Source organism: Aeromicrobium sp. (assembly GCF_023146395.1).
Taxonomy (GTDB): domain Bacteria; phylum Actinomycetota; class Actinomycetes; order Propionibacteriales; family Nocardioidaceae; genus Aeromicrobium.
Genome location: NZ_JAGLCD010000004.1, coordinates 120,833 through 136,523 on the forward strand (window position 1 = coordinate 120,833; position 15,691 = coordinate 136,523).

Here is a 15,691-nt window from a genome sequence, read left to right on the forward strand (position 1 = left end):
AGCGTAACCGCGCGCGAGCGCGGATGAGTGGGTTAGGTGAGCCTTGCTCACTGCAAGATGTAGATGGAGGCGAACAGCGCCACCCAGACGACGTCCACGAAGTGCCAGTAGTACGACACGACGATCGCGCTGATCGCCTGTTCGTGGGTGAACTTGCGCGTCACGAACGTGCGCCCGATGACGAGCAGGAAGGCCATGAGGCCCGCCACGACGTGGATGCCGTGGAAGCCCGTGGCGAGGTAGAAGAGGCTGCCGTAGGCCGACGACGAGAGGGTCAGGCCGTGCTCGATGAGCTCGGCGTACTCGGTGGCCTGGCCGCCGACGAAGATCGCGCCCATGACGAACGACAGGCCGAACCACTCGCGCATGCCCCACTGACGGACGTTGAAGAGGCCCGCGCTGCGGCCGGCCTTGCCCCGTGCCGCGGCGAAGACGCCGAGCTGGCAGGTGACCGAGGAGGCCACCAGGATCGAGGTGTTGGTCGCCGCGAACGGGAAGTTCAGCAGCTCGGTCTCCTGGGCCCAGAGCTCCGGGGTGACGTTGCGGACCGTGAAGTACGCGGCGAACAACGCCGCGAAGAACAACAGGTCGCTGGCCAACCAGATGATCGTGCCGACCGTCACCATGGACGGGCGGCCCTCCTGGCCGTGAAGTCGGGACGCGGGGATCGCGGAAGTAGTCGCCACGGCATCATTATGTACGATCCGAACGTGTCCAGTGACCGCCCCCTGCGTGTCCTCGTCTACAGCGACGACCGCGACGTCCGTCAAGCCGTGCTGCGCGCCCTGGGACCCCGGCCGCATCCGGATCTGCCTCCGCTGGAATTCGTGGAGGTCGCGACCCATGCGGTCGTGCTCGAGCACCTCGACGAGTCGCGTGCGTCCCACCGGATCGATCTGGTGATCCTCGACGGCGAGTCGGTGCCGGTCGGTGGTCTCGGCATCGCCCGACAGATCAAGGACGAGATCTTCCAGGCCCCGCCGGTCGTGGTCGTGACGGGCCGACCGGGCGACACCTGGCTCGCGCACTGGTCGCGCGCCGATGCCGTCGCGAGCCACCCGATCGACCCGCTGACGTTCGCGGAGACGGTCCTCGGCGTCGTGCGCGACGTCGTGGCCCAGCGCTGACACCGGCGCTGACTCCGAGCACGGCGCTGATACGGCAGGCTGGTCGCATGACCCACACCTGGCCCGACGTCCTGTCGACCTTGACCTCCCGTCGCGACCTCGAGCCCGAGGCCGTCCGATGGGCGATGGGCGAGATCCTCGACGGCCAGGCGTCCGACCCGCAGATCGCCGCCTTCGCGGTGGCCCTGCGCACCAAGGGTGAGACCCGGGGCGAGCTGCAGGCGCTGGCCGACCAGATGCTCGCGTCGGCGGTCCGGCTCACCGTGACCGACCGTGTCCTGGACATCGTCGGCACGGGCGGCGACCTCGCCAACACCGTCAACATCTCCTCGATGTCGGCGGTCGTGGCGGCCGGTGCTGGCGCCGGGGTGGTCAAGCACGGCAACCGTTCCGCCTCGAGCTCGAGCGGCTCGGCGGACGTGCTGGAGGCCCTGGGGGTGCGGCTGGACGTGCCGGCCGAGCGCATCCTCGACGTGTACGAGCGGGCGGGGATCACCTTCTGCTTCGCCCGGGTGTTCCATCCCTCCTTCCGACACGTGGGCCCCGCGCGCTCCGCGATCGGCATCCCCACGACGTTCAACTTCCTGGGCCCCTTGACGAACCCCGCCGCGCCCCCCGCCATCGCGATCGGCTGCGCTGACGCACGCATGGCCCCCCTGATGGCCGGGGTGCTCGCGGAGCGTGGCAACGACGGCCTGGTGTTCCGCGGCGACGACGGCCTGGACGAGCTCACGATCACGACGTCCTCGCGCGTGTGGGTCGTGGCCGGCGGTGCGGTCGTGGAGGAGACTCTTGACCCGGTCGACCTCGGGCTCGATCTCGCGCCGGCCCAGGCGCTCGCGGGTGGCGACGTCGCGCACAATGCCGACGTCTTCCGCCGGGTGCTCGACGGCGAGTCCGGGGCCCCGCGCGATGCGGTGCTGCTCAATGCCGGCGCGGGCATCGCCGCGCACGCGGCGCAGCCCGGCACGCTCGTGGAGCGGCTGGCCGCTGGCGTCGAGCAGGCCCGGGGCTCGATCGACTCCGGTCGGGCCCGCGACGTGCTGGCCCGCTGGGCCGCCGCGACCGAGGCGCTCGTCGACTAGCCCCACGGCCGGGTCCTCGGCGTAGGGTGAGCACGTGATCACCGCGATCGTCTTCATCCAGGCCGACGTCGCCCGTCTCTCGGGCATCGCCGACGAGATCTCGCAGGTTCCCGGAGTCAGCGAGGTCTACTCGGTCACGGGCGACCTCGATCTCGTCGCGATGGTGCGGGTGCGCTCGATCGACGACGTCGCGACGACGGTGACCGATGGCATCAACACGGTCGAGGGCGTCGTGGCGACCCAGACGCAGATCGCGTTCCGGACCGTGAGCCAGCACGACCTCGACGCCGCCTTCAGCCTCGGTCTCTGAGCCTCACCGCACGTGACGCGCCGCGCCCGGAAAGCCGGAGCGCCACGTGCCGGCGACGAGGCGCACGCCCGGGGACGTCAACCAGCGGCGGACGGTCTCGACCTCCTCGACGCTGCAGGCCGGCGCCGGCCCGGCGCCGGGCTCGACCGTCTCGGCGGTCGCCAGGAGCTGGGCCAGCCACGGCGCATAGGGGCGGCCGTGAGGGAGCACGCCTGCGGCGGCCAGCCGTCCGTGGCGCACGACGTGCATCTCCCAGCCCCGGTCGACGCGTGAGGCCGCGACGATCTCCGGCTCGCGCGTGAGCTCGAGGAGTCGCTGCGTCCGGGTCACCCCCCGCACGAGTGAGTCGAGCCGGTCGCGGACGACCGCGGCCTCCTCGTAGCGTTCCTGCCCGGCGAGCGCGGTCATGCGCCGGCCCAGCACCTCGACGACGGCGTGCGGGTCCGACTCCAGCGCCGCGCGAAGTCGCCCGACCTCCTCGGCGTACCGGTCGGCGGTGACCGCCTGGTCGCACGGGGACAGGCAGCGACCCATCGCGGCGAGGACGCACGGCGAGGAGCGGGGGGCGCGGCCGAGCCGCTGGGTGCACTGACGGATCCGGAAGACCTCGTGCAGGGCGTCGAGGGCTGCGACGGCGTCGGCGCGCCCGCGGAAGGGCCCGACGTGGAGCGCCTCAGGAGCCACGGCGGTGACGATCGAGAGCCGCGGCCAGGGCTCGACGGTGAGGCGCAGCCAGGTCGTGCGCTCGGGAAACTTGGAGCGGCGGTTGTACGGCGGTCGGTGCCGGGCGATCAGGCGCAGCTCGCGCACCTGGGCCTCCAGGCGCGTCGCACAGGACACGGCCTCGACCCGCTCGGCCAGGCCGACCATCTCGCCCATGCGGGTGCGGGTCTCGGCCCGCGTGAAGTAGGAGCGCACGCGGGTGCGGACGTCGCCGGAGGTGCCGACGTAGAGGACCTCGTCGCGACGGTCGCGGAACAGGTAGACGCCCGGGGTGTGGGGCAGGGTGTCGGCGAGGTGGCGCTTGCGGCGCTGCGCGGCGGTGACGGTGGAGGTGAACTCGCGGGTCTCCTCCAGCGAGTGGACGCCGAACGTGCCCAGACGCCCGATCAGGTGGTGGAGCACGTCGACCGTGGCCCGGGCGTCGGCCAGGGCGCGGTGGTTGGGCGTCGTGGTGGCACCGACGTGCGCGGCCAAGGTGGAGAGCTTGACGTTGCGGACCTCGTCCTTGAGCAGCACGCGGCGCGCGAGCACCACGGTGTCGAGCACCTCGAACTTCGGCCACGGGATCTCGAGCTCGCGGGCGCCGTGCTTGAGGAAGCCGATGTCGAACGGGGCGTTGTGCGCCACGAGCACCGTGCCGCGCGCGAACTCCAGGAAGCTCGGGAGGACCTCGGCGATGCGCGGTGCGGCGACGACCATCGCGTCGGTGATCCCGGTCAGCACCGTGATGAAGGCGGGGATCTGTTCATCGGGGTTGACGAGGGTCTGGAACTCTCCTACGACCTCGCCGCCGCGCACCTTGACCGCACCGATCTCGGTGATGCGCGAGCCCTTGGCCGGCGAGCCGCCCGTGGTCTCGAGGTCGACGACGCAGAACGTGACGTCCGAGAGCTGGCGGCCCAGGTCGTCCAGGGAGTCCTGGCTCCAGCGTGCGTGCGTGGCCATGGACGCCCACGGTAGGCGCGGGGTCCGACACTCCCGCCGGACCTGCGGGCTCGCGGACCCCGACCGGCGCCGCCAGCCGGCAGCATCGAGCGAAAACTGTCCGGGGGCGGGCCTAGCGTCCACGACATGAACACCGAACCCCACGATCCCGTCGTCGTCGACTGCGACTCGTGCGTCGTGCGCAGCCCGGCCGCCTGCGGCGACTGCGTCGTCACGTTCCTGCTGGGGGCACCGCCCGCCGGCATCGAGATCGCTGCCGATGAGCAGACGGCCCTGGACGCGCTGGCCGAGGGCGGTCTCGTGCCGCCCCTTCGCCTCGTCACGGCCACGCCGCACCGCCACTCCGACACCGCGTGAGATTTGAAGGCGCTACCCACCCCCGCGTAAGGTGACTCCTTGTGCGTCCGGAGAACGCCGATCCCCCCGATCGGCGTCGGACGCTCCGCCGAGATGGTCAGTCGTGGGGAAGACGCCTGAACGCCTCGGTGTCCGATCGTCTGGAGAAGTGCGTGGCCTCCACACACCACCCTGCCCGAGCTGTTTCTCATCGCGTTGCCGTCGCCGTCACGGCGGTCGTCCTCGGTGCTGGCCTCGTCGCCGGCTCCGCCCAGGCCGAGCCTGAGCGCGCCGACGCCGTCGCACAGGTCGAGCAGGCGTTCAACGCCGCCGCCGCAGTGAACGAAGAGGTCAACCAGCTCACGAGCGACATCGCCGCGGCGCAGGCCTCGATCGCCGCGCTCGACACCGAGATCGCCGACATCCAGGCCCGGTACGACGAGCAGCGCTCGGCTCTGGGCTCGGTCATCGCCCAGCAGCAGATCGACTCGCCGCTCGGCGCCACCGCCAGCCTCCTCGGCAGCGAGGACCCGTCGAGCTTCCTCGAGGGGCTCAGCGCCGTCCAGGCCTTCAACGCCTCCCAGGCCGAGGCGCTCGACGCCGCCTCGGAGACGGCCGACGACCTGGCCAGCCGCCAGGCCCAGCTGCAGCAGCTCACGGCCCAGCTCGAGGCCGACAAGGCCGATGCCGATGCGAAGCAGGCCGAGGTCCAGAGCGCGTACGACGCGGCCCAGGCGCAGCTGTCCCGGCTCGACCAGGCACAGCGTGCCCAGTTCGACTCCGCCAACAACGCGTCGCTGCCGGCCAACCCCGCCGCGGCGCCGAGCGCCTTCTCCGGCTCGGCGGTCGACTTCGCGCTCAGCCGCATCGGCGTGCCGTACCGCTACGGCGGCAACGGCCCTGACTCCTACGACTGCTCGGGCCTGACGAAGGCCTCGTTCGCGGCCGCCGGCATCAGCATTCCCCGTACCGCCAGCGCCCAGTACAGCGCTTCCACCAAGGTCTCGATGAGCGACATCCAGCCCGGTGACCTCGTGTTCTACGCCAGCATGTCCCACGTGGCGATCTACCTCGGCAACGGTCAGGTCGTCGAGGCGCCCAGCTCGGGTGGCTCGGTGCGCGTCACGACCTTGCGCGGAGACTTCTCGAAGGCGGGCCGGTTCGGCTGAGCCGAGCCGTGCGGCCGTGAGCTCCTCACCCCGTCGAGCGTCCCCGACGCTCGTCGCCCTCGGGGTGCTCGTGGCCCTCGTCGCCGTCCTGCTGCTCTGGCAGCAACCCTGGTCGTCGGGCGACTCGACCTCGCCGTCGGTTGACGACTCCGAGCTCGACGTCCGGCTGCGCAGCCAGCTGACGCAGGCCGCCGCCGCGACCGATCCCGCCTCGTGGTCCGCGGCGTTCGGCCCCGACGGTGCCCCGGTGGGGGCCGCGAGCTGGGAGGCCCGCGAGGCCCTGGGGGTCGCCGACGTCGACCTCGCGCTCGTCAGCGTCGGTGCTGCGCCGGACCGCGAGGACGGCACCCGCTCGGCCATCGTGCGGGTCACCTGGGACGTCCGCGAGGACGCGGTGCTCGGCCCGGCCGCGGAGTCCACCGCCACGGTCGCGGCGCGGGTCCGGCCCTCGACCCGGTCCGAGACGGTCGACGTGCTCGGCTTCGAGCCGCGCGGCGACGGGTCGGCGTCCGACCCCGTGCCGCTGTGGCTCAGCGGTGAGGTGACGATCGACGACACCTCGTCCGCCCTGGTGGTCACGGTCGCCACGGGCGACGGACCGGGCGTTCCCGCGGCCGCCGCGCTGACCGCCACCGGAGCGGCGCAGGTCAGCGCTCTCACGGGCTCCACGGCGCGGGTCGCCGTCATCGTGCCGTCGTCGGGGGAGTCGGCCGCGGCGATCCTCGGCCGCGGGAGCGAGGGCCTCGGCCGCGTGGCCGGGGTCGCGACGACGGTGGCCGGCGCCGGCGTCCCGGTGGTGGTGCTCAACCCTGCGGAGTTCGAGCGGATGGATCCTCGCGGTCGTCAGATCATCGTCACCCACGAGCTGACGCACGCGATGACCGGCGGCATCGGCACCGCGGCGCCCACCTGGCTCGTCGAGGGCTTCGCGGACTGGGTGGCGCTCCACGACGACACGGCACCCCTCGCAACCTCCGCGGGGGACCTGCTGGCCCAGGTCGCCCGGTCAGGCCCGCCGGAGGCCCTCCCGGCCGATGACGACCTCGCCGGTCCCACCTCTGGAGCCGCTTACCAGGGCGCCTGGCTCTCGCTCGTGGTGCTCGGCCGGGACGACGGGGGTGACGCGGCCGTGCTGGAGGTGTACCGCGAGGTCGTCGCGGGGACCCCGGTCGAGCAGGCTCTCGCGGGCGTCGGCACCTCGGTGGCCGAGCTGACGGCGCAGTGGCGCGACTACCTCGTGTACAGCGCCTCGACCGTGTCGTGAAAGTCGCGCAGCACCGCGGTGCGCTTGACCTTGAACGAGGGCGTCAAGTAGCCGTTCCCCTCGGTCCAGTCCTCGTCGAGGATCACGAACTTCCGGATCGACTCCGCCTGTGAGACCAGCGTGTTCGCGTCGTCGACCGCGTCCTGCACCGCGGCGGTGAGCTCGGGGGAGTCCAGGGGTCCGTCCCAGCCCTCGGGATCGATCGTCACGAGGGCCGCGATGAACGGCTTGCCGTCGCCGACCACGAGGCACTGGCTCACGACCGGGCTCGACCGGACCCGGTCCTCCAGGACCGCCGGTGCGACGTTCTTGCCGCCCGCGGTGACGATGATCTCCTTCTTGCGACCTGTGACCCGGACGTAGCCGTCGTCGTCGACGTCGCCGAGGTCGCCGGTGGCGAACCAGCCGTCGGCGTCGATTGCCTGCGCGGTGGCCTCCTCGTTGTTCCAGTACCGGGTGAAGACCTGGGGTCCGCGGAAGCGCAGCTCGCCGTCCTCGGCGACCTGGACCTCGGTGCGCGGGAACGGCCGGCCGACCGTGCCGACGCGGTGCGCGTCGGGGGTGTTGACGGTCAGGGCCGCCGTGGTCTCGGTCAGGCCGTAGCCCTCGAGCACGGTGATGCCGATGCCCCGGTAGAAGTGGGCCAGGCGCTCCCCGAGGGGCGCGCCGCCCGAGATCGCCCAGTCGGCGCGCCCGCCGAGCGCGGCCCGCAGCCGGGCGTACACGAGTCGGTCGAACAGGGCGTGCTGCCCCCGCAGCACCAGGCTCGGCTTGCGCCCGTCGGCCTCGGCGCGGCTGACGGCGATTGCGACGGCCACCGCCTTGTCGAAGACCTTGCCCTTGCCGTCGGCCCAGGCGCGGGTGCTGGCCGTGTTGAACACCTTCTCGAAGACGCGAGGCACGGCGAGCACGAAGGTGGGCCGGAACTCGCCGAGATGGGTCGTCAGGTCGGTGATGTCGGCGGTGTGTGCCAGCACCGTGCCCGACCGGATGCTGCCGATCTGGATGATGCGGGCGAAGACGTGCGCGAGCGGGAGGAACAGCAGCGTGGAGGCTCCCTCGACCGAGAACAGCTGCGGGAGACGCTCGAGCGCGCCGGCGAGCTCGGCCCGGAAGTTGCCGTGGGTCAGGACGCAGCCCTTCGGCCGGCCCGTGGTGCCGGAGGTGTAGATCACGGTGGCCGGGGTCCGGCTCGTGAGGGTCGCGCGTCGAGCCTCGAGCTCGGCATCGCTCACGTCGTGACCGGTCGCCGTCAGCGCGGCCACGGCGTCGGACTCCAGCGACCAGACCGAGCGCAGTGCCGGAGCCTCGGGGCTCGCGGCGTTGACCCGCTCGACGTGGGCGGCCGACTCGGCGATGCACGCGACGGCTCCCGAGTCGCTGAGGATCCACGCGATCTGGGCGACCGACGAGCTCTCGTAGATCGGCACCGTCACGGCGCCGGCCCACCAGATCGCGTAGTCCAGCAGGGTCCACTCGTACCGCGTCTTGGACAGGATCGCCACGCGGTCACCCGGCTGCACGCCGCTGGCGACCAGGCCCTTGGCGGCGGCCGTGACCTCGCGGTGGAACGTCCCGATCGACACCTCGCCCCAGCCGTCCGGCGTGCGCCTGGCCAGGGCCGGCGCGTCGGGCTCGCCGAGGCGGTCCAGGACGTCGAGGGTCAGGTTGCCGTCGAAGGGGTCGGTACTCACGTCGGCAGGTTACTCGCCGGGCGCAGTCGTCGCCGCTGCCACCCGACGCCCCCGAGGCGAGGAGGTGGGCGTCCGCGCGCACGGCCCCGGCGTGGATACGATGACTCCCACACCCTCCACGAGGCAGGAGAACCGATGGCGCGCACCTCCGGTGACATCGTCGTGGCCGCTCCTGCGGCTGACGTGATGGCCGTGATCGCCGACTTCGCCGCCTATCCGAGCTGGGCCACCGGGGTCCGCCGGTGCGAGGTGCTCACGACGGGGGACGACGGCCGACCCGAGACCGTCCGTTTCGCGCTCGACGCGACCCCCATCCGTGACGAGTACACCCTGGGCTACACCTGGCACGGCGACACCAGCGTCTCGTGGGAGATCGTCGAGCCGGGCGAGGTCCTGACCTCGATGGACGGGGCGTACGAGCTCGAGCCCGCCGATGCCGGCACCACCGTCACCTACCAGCTCCGGGTCGACGTCTCGATCCCGCTGCTGGGGATGCTCAAGCGAAAGGCCGAGAAGGTCGTGATCGACTCGGCCCTCAAGGGTCTCAAGAAGCACGTCGAGGCTGCCGGTGCCTGACGCCCACGAGCCGGTCGGCACGCTCGCTGAGGAGGCCGCCCGTCTGCTGGCCGCGGTCCTCAGCGGCAGCACGAGCGAGGCCGGCAGCGACGAGCCCACCGCGACCGGCGACGCGTCCTCGACCCACGGGTGCACGCACGGCTGGTGCCCGCTGTGCCAGGCGGCCGACTACCTCCAGGAGCATCCCGAGGTCGTCTCGCAGGTCCTGGTCGCCGGTGCTGAGCTCATGAAGGTCGTGCGCGACGCGGTCGACAAGGCCGGCGGACGTGGCCACGGGCACGACGAGGAGCCCGGGTCGTGACCCGTCGCGGCCTGGAGGTCGGCGTGGACGTCGGCGGCACCAAGATCGCGGCCGGCGTCATCGACGCGACCGGCGCCATCGTGCGGTCGGCCCGTCGACCGACGCCGACGTCGACCGACATCCCGGCGACGATCGCCGACCTGGTGCGCGAGATCGCCGCCGGACAGGAGCTGGCCGCCGTCGGCATCGGCGCTGCGGGCTTCATCTCGGCGGACCGTCAGACGGTGCTCACGGCCCCGAACATCGACTGGAACGAGGCACCTCTCGGTCAGGACGTCTCGGCGCTGCTCGGCGTGCCCGTCGTGGTCGAGAACGACGCCAACGCGGCGGCCTGGGCCGAGCACCGCTTCGGGGCCGGACGCGGGGCCCAGCAGATGCTGGCCGTCACGGTGGGCACGGGGGTCGGTGGCGGAGTCGTCGTCGACGGACACCTGGTGCGCGGTGCCCACGGCATCGCCGCCGAGGTCGGGCACATCAGGTTCGAGCGCAACGGGTTGCTGTGCGGGTGCGGCCTCTACGGATGCCTGGAGCAGTACGCCAGCGGCACGGCCCTGGAGCGTCGTGCCGAAGGTCGACTCCAGGGCCCGGGCGGCGCGCCGGTCTCCGGCCCGGAGATCACCCGCCTCGCCAGCATCCAGGACCCGGCCGCCTGCGAGCTGCTCGCCGAGTTCGGCCACGACCTCGGTGAGGGCATCGCGACGCTCGTCGCGGTGCTCGATCCCGAGGTCGTCGTGATCGGAGGCGGCGTCGCGGAGGCGGGGGACCGGCTTCTCGAGCCGGTCCGGCGCGGTCTGGCAGCCTTCCTGACCGGTGGCGACGAGCGCCCCGGACCCCGCGTCGTCGCAGCCGAGCTCGGCAACCAGGCCGGCCTCGTCGGCGCGGCGGACCTCGCCACCGACCCCGACGCCGATGCCTGACCGGCTCGCCGTCGGCATCGACATCGGCGGCACCAAGATCGCCGCCGGTGTGGTCGACGAGGACGGCCGCATCCTGGCGCGTCGGCGCCGCCTGACCCCGTCGACCGACGCCGAGCTCGTGCTCACCGCGATCGCCGAGCTCACCGAGGAGCTGCGCGACGAGCACCCCGTCAAGGCCGTCGGCATCGGTGCCGCCGGGTTTATCGACGAGTCGCAGTCGACCGTGATGTTCTCGCCGCACCTGGCGTGGCGCAACGAACCCCTGCGCGATCGCGTGGCGCGGCGCACGCGCTTGCCGGTGCTGGTCGACAACGACGCCAACACGAGCGCCTGGGCCGAGTGGCGCTTCGGCGCGGCGCAGAACGTGCCCGACGTCGTCACGGTCACCCTCGGCACCGGCATCGGCGGCGCCATCGTGATCGACGGCCAGCCCTACCGCGGAGCGCACGGCATGGCGGGGGAGTTCGGCCACCAGCAGGTCGTGCCCGACGGGATCCTGTGCGAGTGCGGCAACCGCGGGTGCTGGGAGCAGTACGCCTCGGGTCGGGTCCTGACCCGTCGTGCCAGCGCCGAGGTCGCCGCCGGCAGCCCCGCCGGGCGCCGGCTCCTCGAGCTGGCCCACCTCGACCACCCGACGACCAGCGGGGCGGACGTGCTCGTCGACGGCACCCACGTCACGCGACTCGCGGCCGCGGGCGACGCCACGGCCGTGGCGTGGATCGCGGAGGTGGGGCACTGGCTCGGCATCGGCCTGGCGAACCTGTCGGCCTCGATCGACCCCGGTCTGTTCGTGATCGGTGGCGGTGTCAGTGACGCCGACGAGATGCTGCTGGCCCCGGCGCGGGCCGCGCACGCCGATCAGCTCGTGGGGCGCGGGTTCCGCTCGGAGGCCCGGATCGTCCGGGCCCACCTCGGCCCTGACGCCGGCCTGGTCGGCGCAGCCGATATGGCACGGATCAGAGCACGGCGCCGTCGTCCGGCGAATCCGGCCGGCCGCGCGCGGGTAGCCGCGAGAACAGGTAGGTCGCCCCGGCGCAGGCGATGAAGCCGCCCCCGAGCACCATGCCGCGCGGCAGGAAGACCCCGATCACGGTGCACACGACCAGCAGCGCCGGCACACCGAGGGCGGCGACCCACGCGACCGTCGTGGGCCACGGCATCTGCGGGATGCCGACGGGCTCGACCTGGCGGTAGAACGGCTCGTCGGGGAGGTCGTCGAACTCAGGCTCGTCGAGCTCGACCGGGACGGCCCGCTCGGGCTGGGGACGGCGGGGCTCGGGCGGCGGCTCAGCGCTGCGCAGGTCGTCGGGCAGCTCCAGGTCGAGCCCCTCGACGATCTTGTCGAAGCGGGTGCGCATGCGGTCGGCGTCGTCAGGCACCCCGGCCTCCGGAGGTCCCGCCCGAGACGTGCTGCGCCACGAACTCGTCGGTGCGGGCGAAGATCAGCGGAGCGTCGTGGTCGAGCGTCGCGACGTGGAAGCTGTCGGTCAGCGTGACGTCGTCGACGACGCTCGACGAGATGCCCGCCAGGACGAGCTCGCGGGACCAGGAGTCCACGACGTGGTCGTCGGTCGAGCGGAAGTACAGCAGCGGCGCCCGGACCTGGCCGAGGTCGCGGCGCACCTCGGCCCAGAGCTTGGTCATCGAGGCGAGGGCCTTGAGCGGCGTGCGGTCGTAGCCGTACTCGTCGGTGCCGGGTCGCTTGATGTCGTTGCCGATGCCGGGCATCGACGGCAGCACGTGCTGCAGCACCGGCACGAGCTTCAGGTCCTTGCGGCGCGAGGCGATCGCGGGATTGACCACGACGACGGCGTCGACGGCGTCGGCGTGCTGCTCGGCCAGCTTCAGGGCCAGGCATCCGCCCATCGAGAGGCCGCCCACGACGACGTGGTCGCAGCGTTCGCGCAGCTCCAGGAACGCAGCCTCGACCGTGCCGTACCAGTCCTGCCAGCGCGTCCGGTTCATGTCCTGCCACGTGGTGCCGTGCCCGGGCAACCGCGGCACCCGCACGGAGTGCCCCTGGGCGACGAGGTGCTCGCCCCACGGGACCATCGACGCGGGGGAACCGGTGAAGCCGTGGCTCAGCAGGAATCCGAGAGTCCCGCCGTCGTGGGAGAGCGGGGCGGCCTCCGGCCGGACGCCGGTACCGGATGCGGGTGTGGGGCTCGCCATGACGCCATCGTATGTCGCCCAGGTCACGTCGGAGTAGAGTCGTCGCCGACTGCCTGAAGGAGGCCGCGTTGTTCTACTGGTTCCTCAAGTTCCTCGCCCTGGGACCGTTGCTGCGCGTCGTCTTTCGACCGTGGGCCGAGGGCCTCGAGAACGTCCCCAAGGACGGCGGCGTGATCCTGGCCTGCAACCACCTGTCCTACAGCGACTGGCTCTTCATGCCGCTGGTCCTCTCGCGGCGGGTCACGTTCGTGGCCAAGGCCGAGTACTTCGAGGGCCCCGGGGTCAAGGGATGGCTGCAGAAGACGTTCTTCTCCGGCTCGGGTCAGGTGCCGATCGACCGCACGAGCGGCTCGGCCGCCGCCGGCGCGATCAAGACCCAGCTGCGGCTGCTGGGGGAGGGCCAGATGTGCGGCATCTTCCCCGAGGGCACGCGCTCGCACGACGGCAAGCTCTACCGGGGGCGCACGGGCGTCGCCCGGATCGCGCTGGAGTCCGGCGTCCCCGTGGTGCCGGTCGCCGTGATCGGCACCGATGTCGTGGCGCCGCCCGGCAAGGTGTTCGGCAAGCGCATCCGGCCGGGCGTGAGGTTCGGGGCGCCGCTCGACTTCAGCCGCTACGAGGGCATGGAGGGCGACCGGTACATCCTGCGGGCCATCACCGACGAGATCATGTACGAGATCATGCGGCTGTCCGACCAGGAGTACGTCGACCTGTACGCGCAGGACGCGAAGAAGCTCAGCCAGAAGGCCGTCGAGGACGCCGAGGCGGCCGAGGTCCACGAGGAGCTGGGTTCCGGACGCTGAGGCGGGGGTACCTCGCTGCGGCCAGGCTTATATCCTGGGCCGGTGAGCATCCCCAGCCTGGCTGACCTGCACGCCATCGGAGCGGCGCAGCAGCCCACGTACTCGGACCCGGCCGCGCGCGACGCGGCCGTCGACACCCTGCGACGCATGCCGCCGCTGGTGTTTGCCGGCGAGTGCGACGCGCTGCGTGACCGTCTCGCCCAGGTGGCGCGCGGCGAGGCGTTCCTGCTGCAGGGTGGTGACTGTGCCGAGACGTTCGAGGGCGTCACGGCCGACAACGTCCGCAACAAGCTGCGGGTGCTGCTCTCGATGGCCGTCGTGCTCACGTACGCCGCGAGCGTCCCGGTCGTCAAGGTCGGGCGCCTGGCCGGTCAGTACGCCAAGCCGCGGTCGTCCGACACCGAGACGCGCGACGGTGTGACCCTGCCGGCCTACCGGGGCGACGCGGTCAACGGCTTCGACTTCGAGCCCGCGGCGCGCGCGCACGACCCGCAGCGTCTCGTCGACGTCTACAACGCCTCCTCGTCCACGCTGAACCTGGCCCGCGCCTTCACCAAGGGCGGCTACGCCGATCTGCGTCAGATGCACGCCTGGAACAACGACTTCGTCCGCAGCAGCCCGCTCGGGCAGCGGTACGAGTCGATGGGCCGCGAGATCGACAAGGCCCTGTCGTTCATGGACGCCATCGGCGTCGACCCGGCGCAGCTCCACACGGTCGACTTCTACTCCTCGCACGAGGCGCTCCTGCTGGAGTACGAGCACGCGCTCACCCGTATCGACTCGCGCACCGAGCAGCCCTACGACGTCTCGGCGCACTTCCTCTGGATCGGCGAGCGCACGCGCCAGCTCGACGGGGCGCACGTCGAGCTGCTGAGCCGCATCGCCAACCCGGTGGGGGTCAAGCTCGGTCCCACGACCACCGCCGACGACGCGATCGCGCTGGCCGAGAAGCTCAACCCCGACCGTGTCCCGGGCAAGCTGACGTTCATCACGCGCTTCGGTGCGGGCAAGATCCGCGACGGTCTGCCGCACATCGTGGAGAAGGTCACGGCCGCGGGCATCGAGGCGGCGTGGGTCTGCGACCCGATGCACGGCAACACCTTCGCGACCGACAACGGCTACAAGACCCGCGAGTTCGACGACGTCATCGACGAGGTCCGCGGTTTCTTCGAGGTGCACCGCTCGCTCGGCACCTGGCCCGGCGGCGTGCACGTCGAGCTGACCGGCGACGACGTCACCGAGTGCATCGGCGGCGGCCACCGCCTCTCGGCGGCGGACCTGTCGACCCGCTACGAGACGCTGTGCGACCCGCGCCTGAACCGTGCGCAGTCGCTCGAGCTCGCCTTCCTCGTCGCCCAGATGCTCGGCGAGGCGACCGACTGACGGTTCGCCGGTGGTGCGGCGCCTCGGGGTGCCGGCGTGAGGTGCGGTGCGGGTCTGGTGACGCGACAAGCGGCACGGACCAGCGAGCGGGCTAGCGGGTGCCGTCAGGTAGCGGTTCGCGGGACTTCCCACGGCAGTCGGTGACTTCGCACGGCACACGTGCCGTGCGAAGTCACCAGCTGCCGTGCGACGTGCGGCCGGCCATCGCCTGGGGACGACCCCGACCCCACGTCCTGGTCTCCGGCTGCTTGTCCTGCACCATTCCGCCGGGCCGCACTCCCGGCGGACATTCCGCCGGGCCGTGCTCCCGGCGGACGACCCCGCACGAGCTGCCCGGTCACGCCTCGGGCTGGACCCGCAGGGTCATGAGCGTCGTGGCCAGCGAGTCGTACTGACCGCAGAGCAGGCAGAACTCGATCAGCGTCGCCTCGTCGAGGTGCTGCTGCAACGCGGCCCACGCGGTCTCGTCGATGTCGCGCTGGGTCACGAACTGGTGGGCGCCCTCGAGCAGGGCCCGCTCACGCCGGCTCCAGCCGTCCCAGTGACGGTCGCCGGCGTGCTCGACCTGCTCGGCGGTCAGGCCGACGCGCCGGCCGATGCGCCGGTGATGGTTCAGCTCGTACTCGCACTCGCGGGTCGAGGCGACGTGCAGGATCACGAGCTCGGTCTCGCGGCGCGGCAGCCGGCCGCCCGGCATCAGGCGTCCCGAGTACCAGAGCCAGGCACGGAACAGCCCGCGCTGGCGCCCCAGGGTCGTGAAGATGTGGGGGCGGGGCCCGCCCACGACCTTGCCGGCGATCGTGGCGATGCCGTGGTTGACGAGCCCGAGCTCGCGGCGACCGCCGGGAGCGATGCGCGGGGTGGAGTCCATGCCGCAGATCCTAGA

Annotated in this window: 18 protein-coding genes; 12 read left to right on the top strand and 6 right to left on the bottom strand. The window is 72.2% G+C overall.

Annotated elements, in window-relative coordinates:
• Window positions 1-47: 47 nt before the first annotated feature.
• Window positions 48-626 (bottom strand): heme-copper oxidase subunit III, encoded by a 579-nt coding sequence (locus KAG51_RS02605; RefSeq protein ID WP_290581231.1) that lies wholly within the window; start codon window positions 624-626, stop codon window positions 48-50.
• Between the two features lie 84 nt (window positions 627-710).
• Here KAG51_RS02605 and KAG51_RS02610 point away from each other — a divergent pair, with 84 nt between their 5' ends.
• Genes KAG51_RS02610 through KAG51_RS02620 form a run of 3 tightly spaced genes read left to right on the top strand, consistent with a single transcriptional unit; the run spans window position 711 to window position 2,522 of the window.
• Entirely contained in the window at window positions 711-1,127 is a 417-nt protein-coding gene (locus KAG51_RS02610; RefSeq protein ID WP_290580328.1) for a response regulator, read from the top strand.
• A 47-nt stretch (window positions 1,128-1,174) separates the two neighbouring features.
• Complete coding sequence (gene trpD, locus KAG51_RS02615) at window positions 1,175-2,212, top strand: anthranilate phosphoribosyltransferase (protein WP_290580330.1); 1,038 nt, start codon at window positions 1,175-1,177, stop codon at window positions 2,210-2,212.
• Between the two features lie 34 nt (window positions 2,213-2,246).
• Complete coding sequence (locus KAG51_RS02620; RefSeq protein ID WP_290580332.1) at window positions 2,247-2,522, top strand: Lrp/AsnC ligand binding domain-containing protein; 276 nt, start codon at window positions 2,247-2,249, stop codon at window positions 2,520-2,522.
• 3 nt (window positions 2,523-2,525) lie between these two features.
• Here the strand turns inward: KAG51_RS02620 and KAG51_RS02625 are convergent, their stop codons facing one another.
• Window positions 2,526-4,190, bottom strand: coding sequence for a DEDD exonuclease domain-containing protein (locus KAG51_RS02625; protein ID WP_290580334.1), 1,665 nt, complete (start codon window positions 4,188-4,190; stop codon window positions 2,526-2,528).
• Window positions 4,191-4,316: 126 nt separating this feature from the next.
• Between KAG51_RS02625 and KAG51_RS02630 the strand changes: the two genes are divergently transcribed.
• From KAG51_RS02630 to KAG51_RS02640, 3 genes are all read left to right on the top strand, one after another.
• Window positions 4,317-4,547, top strand: coding sequence for a hypothetical protein (locus KAG51_RS02630; RefSeq protein WP_290580336.1), 231 nt, complete (start codon window positions 4,317-4,319; stop codon window positions 4,545-4,547).
• A gap of 152 nt (window positions 4,548-4,699) precedes the next feature.
• Window positions 4,700-5,695 carry a C40 family peptidase gene (locus KAG51_RS02635; protein WP_290580338.1) on the top strand — a complete coding sequence of 332 codons (996 nt, stop codon included), beginning with the start codon at window positions 4,700-4,702 and terminating at the stop codon, window positions 5,693-5,695.
• 16 nt (window positions 5,696-5,711) lie between these two features.
• Window positions 5,712-6,959: a hypothetical protein gene (locus tag KAG51_RS02640; RefSeq protein WP_290580340.1), complete on the top strand. Its 1,248-nt coding sequence runs from the start codon at window positions 5,712-5,714 to the stop codon at window positions 6,957-6,959.
• Here KAG51_RS02640 and KAG51_RS02645 read toward each other — a convergent pair.
• Window positions 6,926-8,653: a long-chain fatty acid--CoA ligase gene (locus tag KAG51_RS02645; protein ID WP_290580342.1), complete on the bottom strand. Its 1,728-nt coding sequence runs from the start codon at window positions 8,651-8,653 to the stop codon at window positions 6,926-6,928. The genes KAG51_RS02640 and KAG51_RS02645 overlap by 34 nt on opposite strands.
• A 135-nt stretch (window positions 8,654-8,788) precedes the next feature.
• Between KAG51_RS02645 and KAG51_RS02650 the strand changes: the two genes are divergently transcribed.
• Genes KAG51_RS02650 through KAG51_RS02665 form a run of 4 tightly spaced genes read left to right on the top strand, consistent with a single transcriptional unit; the run spans window position 8,789 to window position 11,492 of the window.
• The gene (locus tag KAG51_RS02650) at window positions 8,789-9,229 is read left to right on the top strand and encodes an SRPBCC family protein (RefSeq protein WP_290580344.1); all 441 of its coding nucleotides are present in this window, start codon (window positions 8,789-8,791) and stop codon (window positions 9,227-9,229) included.
• Entirely contained in the window at window positions 9,222-9,530 is a 309-nt protein-coding gene (locus KAG51_RS02655; RefSeq protein WP_290580346.1) for a hypothetical protein, read from the top strand. Before KAG51_RS02650 ends, KAG51_RS02655 begins: the two co-directional genes overlap by 8 nt.
• The gene (locus KAG51_RS02660) at window positions 9,527-10,447 is read left to right on the top strand and encodes an ROK family protein (protein ID WP_290580348.1); all 921 of its coding nucleotides are present in this window, start codon (window positions 9,527-9,529) and stop codon (window positions 10,445-10,447) included. Before KAG51_RS02655 ends, KAG51_RS02660 begins: the two co-directional genes overlap by 4 nt.
• Window positions 10,440-11,492 carry an ROK family glucokinase gene (locus KAG51_RS02665; RefSeq protein WP_290580350.1) on the top strand — a complete coding sequence of 351 codons (1,053 nt, stop codon included), beginning with the start codon at window positions 10,440-10,442 and terminating at the stop codon, window positions 11,490-11,492. Before KAG51_RS02660 ends, KAG51_RS02665 begins: the two co-directional genes overlap by 8 nt.
• Here the strand turns inward: KAG51_RS02665 and KAG51_RS02670 are convergent.
• The gene (locus tag KAG51_RS02670) at window positions 11,404-11,826 is read right to left on the bottom strand and encodes a hypothetical protein (protein WP_290580352.1); all 423 of its coding nucleotides are present in this window, start codon (window positions 11,824-11,826) and stop codon (window positions 11,404-11,406) included. The two genes, KAG51_RS02665 and KAG51_RS02670, sit on opposite strands and share 89 nt — an antisense overlap.
• Complete coding sequence (locus tag KAG51_RS02675) at window positions 11,819-12,619, bottom strand: alpha/beta fold hydrolase (RefSeq protein WP_290580354.1); 801 nt, start codon at window positions 12,617-12,619, stop codon at window positions 11,819-11,821. Before KAG51_RS02675 ends, KAG51_RS02670 begins: the two co-directional genes overlap by 8 nt.
• 68 nt (window positions 12,620-12,687) lie before the next feature.
• Between KAG51_RS02675 and KAG51_RS02680 the strand changes: the two genes are divergently transcribed.
• Both KAG51_RS02680 and KAG51_RS02685 read left to right on the top strand, forming a co-directional pair.
• Window positions 12,688-13,422: a lysophospholipid acyltransferase family protein gene (locus KAG51_RS02680; protein WP_290580356.1), complete on the top strand. Its 735-nt coding sequence runs from the start codon at window positions 12,688-12,690 to the stop codon at window positions 13,420-13,422.
• A gap of 42 nt (window positions 13,423-13,464) precedes the next feature.
• Entirely contained in the window at window positions 13,465-14,805 is a 1,341-nt protein-coding gene (locus tag KAG51_RS02685) for a class II 3-deoxy-7-phosphoheptulonate synthase (RefSeq protein WP_290580358.1), read from the top strand.
• 337 nt (window positions 14,806-15,142) lie between these two features.
• Here the strand turns inward: KAG51_RS02685 and KAG51_RS02690 are convergent, their stop codons facing one another.
• Complete coding sequence (locus KAG51_RS02690) at window positions 15,143-15,676, bottom strand: carboxymuconolactone decarboxylase family protein (RefSeq protein WP_290580360.1); 534 nt, start codon at window positions 15,674-15,676, stop codon at window positions 15,143-15,145.
• Window positions 15,677-15,691 lie beyond the last annotated feature (15 nt).

Bases quoted from the DNA above. Each gene is read 5' to 3' on its own strand.
- trpD (WP_290580330.1), top strand. From the start codon at position 1,175: ATGACCCACACCTGGCCCGACGTCCTGTCGACCTTGACCTCCCGTCGC.
- KAG51_RS02675 (WP_290580354.1), bottom strand. From the start codon at position 12,619: ATGGCGAGCCCCACACCCGCATCCGGTACCGGCGTCCGGCCGGAGGCC.
- KAG51_RS02625 (WP_290580334.1), bottom strand. From the start codon at position 4,190: ATGGCCACGCACGCACGCTGGAGCCAGGACTCCCTGGACGACCTGGGC.
- KAG51_RS02665 (WP_290580350.1), top strand. From the start codon at position 10,440: ATGCCTGACCGGCTCGCCGTCGGCATCGACATCGGCGGCACCAAGATC.
- KAG51_RS02690 (WP_290580360.1), bottom strand. From the start codon at position 15,676: ATGGACTCCACCCCGCGCATCGCTCCCGGCGGTCGCCGCGAGCTCGGG.
- KAG51_RS02650 (WP_290580344.1), top strand. From the start codon at position 8,789: ATGGCGCGCACCTCCGGTGACATCGTCGTGGCCGCTCCTGCGGCTGAC.
- KAG51_RS02630 (WP_290580336.1), top strand. From the start codon at position 4,317: ATGAACACCGAACCCCACGATCCCGTCGTCGTCGACTGCGACTCGTGC.
- KAG51_RS02605 (WP_290581231.1), bottom strand. From the start codon at position 626: ATGGTGACGGTCGGCACGATCATCTGGTTGGCCAGCGACCTGTTGTTC.